At 74.1% G+C, this 11,010-nt stretch carries 8 protein-coding genes; all 8 read right to left on the bottom strand.

Annotated features, from left to right (window positions below; all coding sequences use genetic code 11):
- Window positions 1–738, bottom strand: a 738-nt coding sequence (locus IEZ03_RS38085) for a MaoC family dehydratase (protein WP_229808494.1), incomplete at its 3' end; no start/stop codon positions are given.
- On the bottom strand, window positions 735–2,735 hold the full coding sequence (locus tag IEZ03_RS22595) for an AMP-binding protein (protein WP_221480783.1): 2,001 nt from the start codon (window positions 2,733–2,735) through the stop codon (window positions 735–737). The genes IEZ03_RS38085 and IEZ03_RS22595, both read right to left, overlap by 4 nt.
- A gap of 43 nt (window positions 2,736–2,778) precedes the next feature.
- Window positions 2,779–4,365: an ABC transporter substrate-binding protein gene (locus tag IEZ03_RS22590; RefSeq protein WP_184885777.1), complete on the bottom strand. Its 1,587-nt coding sequence runs from the start codon at window positions 4,363–4,365 to the stop codon at window positions 2,779–2,781.
- The gene (locus tag IEZ03_RS22585) at window positions 4,362–5,447 is read right to left on the bottom strand and encodes an oligopeptide/dipeptide ABC transporter ATP-binding protein (RefSeq protein WP_184885779.1); all 1,086 of its coding nucleotides are present in this window, start codon (window positions 5,445–5,447) and stop codon (window positions 4,362–4,364) included. The genes IEZ03_RS22590 and IEZ03_RS22585 overlap by 4 nt, the downstream gene beginning before the upstream one ends.
- On the bottom strand, window positions 5,444–7,393 hold the full coding sequence (locus IEZ03_RS22580; RefSeq protein WP_184885781.1) for a dipeptide/oligopeptide/nickel ABC transporter permease/ATP-binding protein: 1,950 nt from the start codon (window positions 7,391–7,393) through the stop codon (window positions 5,444–5,446). Before IEZ03_RS22580 ends, IEZ03_RS22585 begins: the two co-directional genes overlap by 4 nt.
- Window positions 7,390–8,334, bottom strand: coding sequence for an ABC transporter permease (locus tag IEZ03_RS22575; protein WP_184885783.1), 945 nt, complete (start codon window positions 8,332–8,334; stop codon window positions 7,390–7,392). Before IEZ03_RS22575 ends, IEZ03_RS22580 begins: the two co-directional genes overlap by 4 nt.
- On the bottom strand, window positions 8,328–10,445 hold the full coding sequence (locus tag IEZ03_RS22570; RefSeq protein WP_184885785.1) for an acetate--CoA ligase family protein: 2,118 nt from the start codon (window positions 10,443–10,445) through the stop codon (window positions 8,328–8,330). The genes IEZ03_RS22575 and IEZ03_RS22570 overlap by 7 nt, the downstream gene beginning before the upstream one ends.
- 14 nt (window positions 10,446–10,459) lie before the next feature.
- The coding region (locus tag IEZ03_RS22565) for an enoyl-CoA hydratase-related protein (protein ID WP_229808493.1) at window positions 10,460–11,010 on the bottom strand (551 nt) is incomplete at its 5' end.

Raw genomic sequence — 11,010 nt, 5'->3', positions numbered from 1 at the left:
CATGTCGGTGGTGGTCAGCGGGCCCTTCGCCATCGGGGGGAGCGCCTCGCCGATCCGCACGTCCTCGAAGTAGCGGGGCGCGCCACCGCGCGGGCTCTCCCCCGCGTAGATCTCCTCGATCTTCGCGAGGTCCTCGTCGGTGTAGCTCGGGTCCTCGATGTCCTTGTACTTGCCGCGCTCGCGGGCCTTCTTGCGCTCGGTGTAGATGACCAGGGTGCGGTAGACGCCGACGACCTCGGCGTTCTGGTTCATCTTGACCTGGCGGTTCACCTTCACGACCGAGCGGCCGGCGAACTCCGACCGCTTCAGCTCGACCGACTCCAGCCCGCCGAAGCCGTACAGGGTGTCGCCGGGCCGGATCGGCCGGTACCAGTCCCAGATGCCGCCGGACACGAAGGCGTGGATGCCCCGGTAGCTGCCGCCGCGCTCCTGCTTGGACGGGCGCTCGCCGCGCAGCGGGGCGTTCAGGATCGCCGCCATGATCGGCGGCGCGATCTGGCCGCCCCACCGGGTGCCCCGCCCGTACTCGGGGTCGGTGAACAGCGGGTTGTCGTCCCCGTAGCCGGTGGCGAAGTTGCGGATCCCCTCCGGGGTGGCGGTGCTGAGGAACTCCTGCGAGCGGCTCGCCCAGTCCCGTCCGACGATCGCGCGGTCCTTCTCGATGTCGGCCTCGTCGAGCTCGGCGGAGGTCGCCTTCTCGAACTCCTCCTCGGTCGGGGCATCGGTGGTCTCGCTCATGAGGCGGTCCTTTCGGGGACGTCGAAGAGCGCCCGGACGCCCGGGCGGCTGATCTTCATGGACGGGGTGCGCGGCAGCTCGTCCACGACCTTGATCTCGGCCGGCAGGTGGTAGCGGGCCAGCCGGTCGCCCAGCCAGTCGCGGAGCTCGGCGGTGCCGGCCGGGGAGCGCAGCGTGACCGCGACGACCGGCACCTCGCCCAGCCGGGGGTCGGGCAGCCCGACGGCGGCGGCGTCGAACACGGCCGGGTGCTCCTTCAGCGCGTCCTCGACCACGCTCGGGACGATCTTGAAGCCGCCGCGGTTGATGGCGTCGTCGGCGCGGCCGCGGATGTAGAGGAAGCCGTCCTCGTCGAGAGAGGCCAGGTCGGTGGTGCGGGTCCAGTCGTCGCCGCCCGCGGGGAGCTGCGCGCCGCGCGCCTCCAGGATGCCGGTCTCGCCCGGCCCCAGCGGCGCCGCGGTGTCGGGGTCGACGATCCGCAGCTCGATGCCGGGGTGGGCCCGGCCGACGCTGCCCCGCTTGGCCTCGCCCCACTCCTGGCGCAGCTTGAGGTGCCATCCGGCGATGGCCCCGGCGAACTCGGTCGCGCCGTAGTTGGTGAGGACGGGCACGCCGTAGCGGGCCTCGAAGCGCTCGGCGTCGGCGGGGTCGAGCGGCGCGGTGCCGGACAGGACCCCGCGGACGCCGTCGAACACGTCCCCGGGCACCTCGGCGTCCATGACCATGCGCATCGCGGTCGGCGGCAGGCCGACGATCTTCGGGCGGTGCGCGCGGACGAGCGAGGCCCACGCGTCCACCTCGAACCGTTCGAGGAGCGCGGTGGTGCGCCCCTCCAGAACGGTGCTCACGACGAAGTACAGGCCGGCGATGTGCACCAGCGAGGTCCAGAGGATGACGCTGCCGGGGCGGAGCCGGGGCTCGCCGTCCAGCGCGGCCGCGGTGCCGGCGGCGTTGTACGCGGCGGTGAGCCGGGTGTAGGTCAGCTCCACCCGCTTGGGCTTGCCGGTGGTGCCGCTGGTCAGCATCAGGACGGCGACGTCCGAGGGTTCCGCCGGGCGCGGGGCGGGCGTCCAGTCGACCTCGCGGCGGGCCAGTGCCCGGTCCTCACCCGTCTGGAGGGCCACGGCGCCCGCGGAGCGTGCCGCGTCCGTGACGCCGTTCCTGGCCCAGTCCTCGGGGTCGGCGATGACGGCCTGCGGGGCGAGCCCCGCGATGTCCTCGGCAAGCCCGACGTCGCCGTGGAAGGGGCTCAGCGTGACGACCTCGCGGCCGGTGGCCAGCACGGCGAGCAGCGCCGACAGCAGCGCGGGGCGGTTGCGCAGGACGATGCCGATCCGGCGGGCGCCGGTCCCCGCCAGGAGGGCTTCGAGGTCGTCGACGGTCTGGCCGTGGTAGGCCCAGGGGTAGGTCCGGTCACCGAAGGTGAGCGCGGGCGCGGCGGGGTCGAGCGCGATCGTCCGGCGCAGCCGCGCGGACAGCGGCCGGTCGGCTGGCGTCCCTCCCGGTCCGGGGCGGGCGTGGTTCATTGGGTCCTTCCCGTGGTCATGGAGTCCTTCATCGTTCAGATGTGTCTCGTTGCGCGGGTGGGTCTCGTTGCGGGCGGGGAGCCGCCGGAGCAGCGCGGCGAGGCCGGTGTCGCGCGGGTTCGGGCCGACGTAGGGCGGGACGCCGAGCACCTCCCCCACCGGCGGCACCTCGCCGGGCAGGTCGTCGACGAGGACGGCGGGGGCGTGCTCCGGCGGCAGGGCGGGCAGGACCCAGTGGCCCCGCCCGTCCCGCTCGGCCTTGGCGTGGACGGCCGTGACCAGGCCGGCGATGCCCGCGCCCTCGGCGCGGCGGCGCGCGTAGTCCGCCCCGCCCGCGCTCCACAGCAGCACGGGCACGCCCAGCTCCCGCAGGCCGGAGAGCAGCTCGCGGGCCAGGGGCCGCAGCGACGTCCCGGTCACCGAGTCCAGCAGCGTGCCGTCGACGTCGAAGAGCCACGCCCCGGGGGTCATGACCATCACGGTACGCCTACGTAGATGACTTCGCGAACATAGTTCACTTAGTCCAGAGGTAGTGCGGCCGGGGCGCGATGTCCTCGGGCGCGAAGACCGGCTGCTGGGTGGCGCGGACCGACGCGGCCAGCGCGGCGGACCGCGGGTTCTGGCTCAGCGGGAACGCCACGCCGCGCTCCACGGTCTCCCGCTGCAGCCGGTTCATCAGCGGCTTGCGCGCGCCGTCGCCGGTCATCTCGAGGGCCTCGTCGAAGGTCTTCTCCAGGTCGTCCAGGTCGTCCAGCTTGAAGGGGTTGTAGATGCCCTTGGTGGAGACGGTGCGGCTCCACCACTGGTAGATGTCGATCGAGGTCGGCACGAAGTAGCCGGCCGGGAAGCGGCCCCGGCGCACGTCCGCGGTGTACTGGCCGTTGGCGACGTCGACGATCTTCATCGTGATGCCGCCCTCCTTCAGCAGCTGCGCGATGGTCTCGTTGATCTGCCTGATGACGGGGGCGTTGCCGACCTCGAACGTGAAGCCGTCGGGGTAGCCGGCCTGGGCGAGCAGTTCCTTCGCCTTGGCGGCGTCGGCCTTGTTGAAGCCGTCCAGCGACGCGTCGTGCCACGGGGAGCCGGGCGCGGCGAACCCGCCGCCCTTCGGGTCGCCCTTGCCCGACAGCAGCGCCTTGTTGTAGGCGTCCCGGTCGAGGAGGAGGCCGATCGCCTGCCGGACCTCCGGCTTGGCGAAGGCGGGCACCTTCTTGCCCTCCCGGTCCATGATCAGGAACGTGCCGGTGGAGGTGAGGTCGGTGAGCACCCGCAGGCCCGCGCTCTGCGCCGCGTCCGCCTGGTCCGGCTGCAGGGTGGACATCACCTCGACCTGGCCGCTCTGCAGGGCGTTCAGCCGGGCGTTGTCCTCCTGCATGATCTTGACGCTGATCGTCTCGGCGCGGACCGCGTCCTTGTTCCAGTAGTCCGGATTGGCCTTGTAGACGTGCTCGGCGCCCTCCCGGTGGGCCTCCTTCTGCCAGATCCAGCCGCCGCTGCCGGCGGCGGCCCGGGTCAGGTCCGTCTCGTCCTTGACCGCCTTCGGGCTGATCATCGCCCCGGCGACGGTGGACATGCTGTACGGGAAGTTGGGCTGCGGCGTGGAGAACGACACCCGCACCGTGGCCGGGTCGACGGCCTCAACCTCGGAGATCGGGGCGTAGATGTTGGTGTAGGGGCCGCCGGTGACCTTCTTGGCCCGCTCCAGGTTCAGCTTGACGGTCTCGGCGTCGAACTTGGAGCCGTCGTGGAAGGTGACGTCGTCGCGGAGCTTGAACTCCCACGTCTTGGAGTCGGGCTGGGTCCACGAGGTCGCCAGCCAGGGCTGCGGCTGGAACTCGGCGTCGACGACGGTCAGCGTGTCGTACTCGGGGAAGATCAGCATCCCGTTCTGGGTGGTCGTGCGGACCGGGTCCATCGACGGCGTCTCCTGCCAGGCCGCCATGCGCAGCGTTCCGGCCGGGGTCGAGGGAGCGCCGGCCTTGTCGACGAGCGAGCCGCCGGTGTCGCCGGTCGTGCCGCCGCCGCAGGCCGTCAGGGCGAGGCCGGTCGCGAGCGCGACCGCCGCGGCCATCAGCCGCCTTGGTGCCGGGATACGGGTCATCGAACTTCCTCCGGGGTGGTGACGGGGGCGTCGTACAGGTGGCAGGCCACGCGGCCGCCACCGGGCAGGGACGTCCGGTCGGGAAATGTGTCGGTGCACACCGGCATCCGGTGAGGGCATCGGGGGGCGAACGGGCACCCGCCGGCCGCCGGGGCGGGGGCGGTGTTCGGCGCGGGAGCGGCGGTGGCGGCCGCCAGCTCGCGGCGGCGCTGCCGCTGCAGCCGCTGCCGCGCCGGGTCGGGGTCGGGGACGGCGGCCAGCAGCTCCTCGGTGTAAGGGTGGGCGGGCCGCTCGCAGATCCGGTCCGCCGGGCCCTCCTCGACCACGCGGCCGCGGTACATGACCGCGATCCGGTCGCAGGCGTGGCGGACGACGGCCAGGTCGTGGGCGACGAACAGGTACCCGACGCCGGTCCGCTCGCGGACGTCCTCCAGCAGGTTGACGACCTGGCTCTGCACGGACACGTCCAGCGCGCTGACCGGCTCGTCCAGGATGATCAGGCGCGGTTCGGGGGCCAGCGCACGCGCGATCGACACCCGCTGGCGCTGCCCGCCCGACAGCTCGTAGGGGTAGCGGCGGGCGTGCTGGGCGCCGAGGCCCACCTGCTCCAGCAGCTCCGCGACCCGGCCGTCCCGCTCCGGCCCGCGCAGGCCGACGTGGACGGCGAGCGGCTCGGCCACGATGTCGCCGATCACCTTGGTCGGGTCCAGGGAGCCGAGCGGGTCCTGGAAGACCGCCTGCACCGCGCGGCGGTAGCCGGCCGGTACGCGGCGGCCGAACCCGTCGACCCGGAAGCCGGCCGCCTCGATCGTGCCGCGGTCCGGGCGCAGCAGCCGCAGCACGGCCCGCGCGGTGGTGGACTTGCCGGAGCCCGACTCCCCCACCAGCCCGAGCGTCTCCCCCGGCGCGATGTCCAGGTCCACGCCGTTGACGGCGACGGTCGTGGCGGGGCGCCGCCAGGGGGCGGGACGGCGGCCGGCGAAGGTGACGGTCAGGTCCCGCACCCGCAGCAGCGGCCCGCTCCCGTCGCCGGTGGCGGCCGGTCCGGCGGCGTCCGTGTTCGCCGTGTTCGCAGAGGTCATGGCTTCTTCGCAATCTGCACGGCGCCGGTGCCGCCGACCCCGGTGAGGGTCAGCTCCTCCGCGCGGACGCATCGGGTGGCGCGGCCGCCGGGGGCGGCGGCCAGTTCGATCGGCCCGCCCGAGCACCGGGGGCGGGCGTGCGGGCAGCGGTCGGCGAAGTGGCAGCCCTCCGGCCAGGCGTCCGGCGCGGGGACGACGCCGGGGATCGACGGCAGCCGTCCCGTCCGCCGCACGTTCCGCGGCAGGGACGTGAGCAGCCCCTCGGTATAGGGGTGGGACGGCTTCCGGAAGACCTCCTCGGTGGGACCGCACTCCACGAGCTGCCCGGCGTACATCACCGCGACCCGGTCGGCCACGTCCGCCACGACACCGAGGTCGTGGGTGATCAGCAGGATGGACATGCCGGTCTGCTCGCGCAGTTCCAGCAGGAGGTCGAGCACCTGCCCCTGGACGGTGACGTCCAGGGCGGTGGTGGGCTCGTCGGCGACCAGCAGCCGCGGGCGGCAGGCCAGCGCCATCGCGATCATCACGCGCTGCGCCATGCCGCCGGAGAACTGGTGCGGGTAGTCGCCGAGCCGGTCCGCGGGGTTCGGGATGTGCACCTGCTCGAACAGCTCGACCACCCGCTCGCGCGCCTGCGCCCGGGACAGCCCGTCGTGCTCGCGCAGCACCTCCGCGACCTGGTCGCCGACCGTGTAGGCGGGGTTCAGGCTGGCGATCGGCTCCTGGAACACCACGCCGAGCTCGCGGCCGCGGACCTTGCGGAGCTCGTCGAACGGCAGCCCGGTCAGCTCCCGCCCGTCCAGCCGGACGGTGGAGGCGGCGACCCGCCCGGGGTCGGGGACGAGGCCGAGCAGCGACATCGCGGTGACGCTCTTGCCGCTGCCGGACTCGCCGACCAGCCCGAGGATCTCGCCCTTGCCCACGTCCAGGGACACGCCCTGCACGACGGTCACCCGGCCGCCGCCCGGCTGCGGGAACGACACGGTGAGGTCGCGGACGCTCAGCAGCGGGTCCGGCACCGCCGTCCCGGCGGGCGGGTCCGCCTCCGCCTCGGCGCCCTTGCCGCGGTGCACCGGGTTGACGCCCAGCGTCCCGGCCTTGGCCTCGCGGGCGAACAGGTCCCGCACGCCGTCGCCGACCTGGTTGAACGCGAGGACGGTGACCAGGATCGCGATGCCGGGCGGCAGCGCGAGGAAGAAGCTCTGCCGGATGCTCTCCTGGGCGTCCGCCAGCATCGAGCCCCAGCTCGCGTGGCCGGCCTGCGCGCCGAGCCCCAGGAACGACAGCGTCGCCTCCGCGATGATCGCACCCGCGATCATCAGGGTGACCTGGACGATCAGCGGCGGGGTGATGTTGGGCAGGATGTGCCGGAACAGGATCCGCGGCGCGCCGGCGCCGACCACCCGCGCCCCGTCGACGTACAGCTCCTCGCGGGCGGCGAGCGTCTCGCCCCGGGTGAGGCGCATCAGCGTCATCGCGAACACGACGCCGACGACCGCCATGGACTTCCACAGTCCCGGGCCGAGCACCGAGATCAGCGCGATGGCCAGCACCAGGAACGGCACCGACATGACGCCCTCGACGATCCGCATCAGGATCCGGTCGGTCCAGCCGCCGGCGTAGCCGGACAGCAGCCCGAGCGGGATGCCGATGGCGGCCGCGATCCCGACGGCCTCGGCACCGGACAGGAGCGCGACCTGCGCGCCGTACACGATCCGGGAGAAGACGTCCCGGCCGAGCTTGTCGGTGCCGAGCCAGTGGTCGCCGGACGGGCCCAGCAGGCCCTCCCTGACGTCGCCGTCGAGCGGGTCGTACGGCGCGATGACGGGGGCGAGGACAGCGCAGAACAGAACGAGACCCACGACCGCGGCCCAGAGCAGCGTCGCCTTGGAGCGCAGCAGGCGGGCGGTGAACCGGGCGCCCGAGGCCTCCGCGGCGCTCACAGCGCACGCACCTTCGGGTTGAGCCACGCGTACGAGAGGTCGAGCAGGACGTTCACCAGCACGACGATGATCACCGTGAGCACGACGATGCCCTGGATGACGTCCGGGTCGCGGCGCAGCACCGCGTCGATGGCCAGCTGCCCGAGGCCCGGCATGGCGAACAGCCGCTCGATCACGATCGAGCCGCCGAGCAGCGTGGTGACCTGGAACGACACCACCGTGACGATGGGCACGGCGGCGTTCTTGAGCGCGTGCTTGACCACGACGCGCCGCTTGGACAGACCCTTGCTCAGCGCCGTGCGCACGTACTCCTGCTGCAGGACGCCGATCATGCTGGACCGGGTCTGCCGCGAGATCGCGGCGGCGGCGACCACGCCGAGCGAGACCGACGGCAGCGCCAGGCTGCGCAGCCAGCCGGTGAGGCTCTGGTCGATCGCGACGTAGCCGACCGACGGGAACCAGGGCAGCTGGATCGCGAACGCGAAGATCAGCAGCAGCCCCAGCCAGAACCCCGGCACGGCCTGGCCCACGGTGGCGAACAGGCTGATCGCCCGGTCGCCGGCGCGGCCCGCCCGCAGCGCGCTCCAGATGCCGGACGGCACCCCGAGCAGCAGCCCGACCAGCAGCCCGCCGAAGGTGAGCGACAGGGTCACCGGCAGCGCCTGCAGCAGCGAGGCCGACACGTCCGCCTTGGTGTAGACGGACTGGCCGAGGTCGCCGCGCACGGCACCGGACAGCCAGTCGGCGTACTGCTCCAGGGCGGGGCGGTCCAGCCCGAGGTCGTGCCGGACGGCGGCGACCTGCTCCTCGGACGCCTCCGGCCCGACGATGTTCTCCGCGGGGTCGATGTCGGAGAGCCGGCCGAGGAAGAACACCCCGGTCGCGACGAGGAAGACCAGCGGGAACATCGCGGCCAGCCGGATGACCACGGTCCTCAGCACGGTCCGTCCCCCGCCACCACGGCCAGTGCGTCGACGGCGACGGCGCCGGACGGCCCGACGATCAGCGGGTTCAGCTCCAGCTCCCGGATCTCCGGGTGCCGCCGGGCGACCTCGCCGAGCCTGACCAGGACCTCGGCGACGGACGCGGCCTGCTCCTCGGTGAGCCCGCGGGCGGCGCCGACGAGGCGTCCGCCGGCCAGTCCCCGGACGAGCCGGGCGGCCTCGGCGGGCCCGGCGGGGGCGAGGGCGAGCCGCCGGTCCCGGGTGATCTCGACGAGGGTCCCGCCGAGCCCCACCGTGAGCACGGGCCCGAACGTGGGGTCGGTGAACAGCCCGCAGACGAGTTCGAGGCCCGGCTCGGCCATCCGCTGCATGAGGATCGCGGCGGCGGGCGCGCCCGCCGGGCGCAGCCGCTCGCCGAGCGCGGCCAGCTCGGCGCGGGCGGCCTCGATCTCGGCCGGCCCGGTCAGCCCGACCCGGACGGCGCCGTGCTCGCTCTTGTGGGAGAGCCACTCGGCGCTGAGCTTCAGCACGACCTTGCCGCCCAGTTCCGTAGCGGCGGACGCCGCCTCGGCCGCGCCGGCGACGATGCGCTCGTCCGGGACGGGGATCCCGGCGTCGGCCAGGTAGCGGCGCGACACGTGCTCGGCGAGGGTCCGCGGCGGTGCCGCGTCGTCCGGGACGGCGTCGGCCCGCGGGTGGAAGGGCTCCCCCAGCAGGCGCTCGCGGTTCTCCCGGTAGTCCGCCATCGCGCCCATCGCGCCCACGAGCAGGTTCGGGTCGTGGCAGGTGGTGACGCCCCGCGCCGTCAGGTCGCGCGCGACGTCCGGCTGCCCGGCCCACACCGCGAACGGCTTGTCCGTGGACTCGGCCCCGGCCTGGAGCGTCTCGCGCAGCGCCGCGCCGAGACCGCGCGCCGCGCCCGCCACCGCGACCATGTCGTAGTCGGGGGCGGCGGTGACCTTGGTGAACAGCTCGCGGAGCATCGACTGGTCGTTGACGATCTGCGCGGTCGGGTCGATCGGGTTGCCGATCGACCCGAAGGACGGGACCAGCCCGCCCAGCTCGTCGGCCAGCCTCCCGGCGGGCGACGGCATCTCCAGCCCCGCGGACTCGGCGATGTCGGCCATCAGCACGCCCGCCCCGCCGCTGGAGGTGACGACGGCGAGCCTGCGCCCGGCCGGGCGGCGCCCGGCGGAGAACATCCGCGCGTACTCCACCAGCTCGGCCGGGCCGTCGACGCGGACGATCCCCGCGCTCTCGAACGCCGCGGAGACGACGTCGTCGGCCGAGGAGAGCGCGCCGGTGTGGCTGGCGGCGGCGCGGGCGCCCACCCGCGAGCGGCCGGTGCGCACGGCCACGACCGGCTTGCCCAGCTCCAGGGCGCGGCGGGCGGCGGCCAGCAGCGCGCCCGGCTTGCGCACCCCCTCCATGAACAGCGCGATGACCTCGACGTCCGGCTGCTCGACCAGGTGCCCGACCATCTCGCCGCAGGTCACGTCGGCCTCGTTGCCGGTGGCGAGGACGTAGGAGACGCCGAGCCCGGACTGCTGGGCGGTCTCGAACATGCCCATCCCGAAGCCGCCGCTCTGGCTGACGATGCCGATGTTCCCCGTCTCCTGCGGCACGTCGGTGAGGGTGGAGAACACCCCGCGCAGCCCGATCGTCAGGTTCATGATCCCGATGCAGTTCGGCCCGCAGATCCGCATCCCGGACGCGGCGCCGATGGCGGCCAGCTCGTCCTGCGCCCGCCGGCCCTCCCCGCCGACCTCGCCGAAGCCGGCCGACAGCACGAGCAGCGCGCCGGTACCGCGGGCGGCGGCGTCCCGCGCGATCTGCGGGACGGCCGGGCCGGGGGCCGCGACGATCGCCAGGTCGACGGGGCTTGGGAGGGCGGAGACGTCGGGGTGGGCGGGCAGGTCCTGGACGGTGGCGCGGGAGCTGTTCACCGGGAAGATCTCGCCCCGGTAGGTCTCCTTGAGCCGGGCCAGGATGCGCCCGCCGATCCGGGCGGGGTGGTCGGACGCGCCGACCACCGCGATGGAACGCGGGGATACGAGGGGGGTGAGCGTCGCCAGGCCCGCGGGCGGCTCGGTCGCCGTCTCGGTCACGGTGGACAACTCCTTCATGCGCTGCTGGGACGGGAGGGAACGGTGCCGGACCCGGCCGCCCGCCCGGTCCGCTGGGCGGAGCGGCGCGCGGCCAGTTCGGCGAACTCGGGGCGGTCGAGGCTCTCGTAGACCAGGTCCTGGGAGAACGCGTAGGCGGTCCGCCAGTCCTGCTCCCAGGCGGCGTGCACCTGCTCGCGCATCCTGGCCAGGGAGTGGGCGGAGTTCGCGGCGAGGCCGGCGGCGTAGTCGCGGGCCCGGTCGAGCAGTTCGTCCGCCGGAACGGTCCACTGGACGAGGCCGATGCGCTCGGCCTCCGCGGCCCCGACCGTGCGGGAGGAGTACAGCAGGTCGAGCGCCCGGGCCGTCCCGACGAGGCGGGACAGCAGCCAGGCGAGGCCGCCCTCGGCCGTCAGCCCGAGCCTGGCGAACGCGGTGGTGAAGGTCGCCTCCGGGGCGGCGAAGCGGACGTCGGCCATGAGCGCGTGCGCCATGCCGATGCCGGCGACGGGCCCGTTCACCGCGGCGATCAGCGGCTTGCGCAGCCGCATCGCGGTGTCGAAGGGCA

The sequence above is a fragment of the Actinomadura livida genome, assembly GCF_014648675.1.
Lineage (GTDB): Bacteria > Actinomycetota > Actinomycetes > Streptosporangiales > Streptosporangiaceae > Spirillospora > Spirillospora livida.
This window is presented reverse-complemented; position numbering and strand designations above follow the sequence as displayed.

Excerpts from the sequence above, each read along its gene's own strand:
- IEZ03_RS22595 (WP_221480783.1), bottom strand. The coding sequence starts at position 2,735 with ATGACCCCCGGGGCGTGGCTCTTCGACGTCGACGGCACGCTGCTGGAC.
- IEZ03_RS22590 (WP_184885777.1), bottom strand. The coding sequence starts at position 4,365 with ATGACCCGTATCCCGGCACCAAGGCGGCTGATGGCCGCGGCGGTCGCG.
- IEZ03_RS22585 (WP_184885779.1), bottom strand. The coding sequence starts at position 5,447 with ATGACCTCTGCGAACACGGCGAACACGGACGCCGCCGGACCGGCCGCC.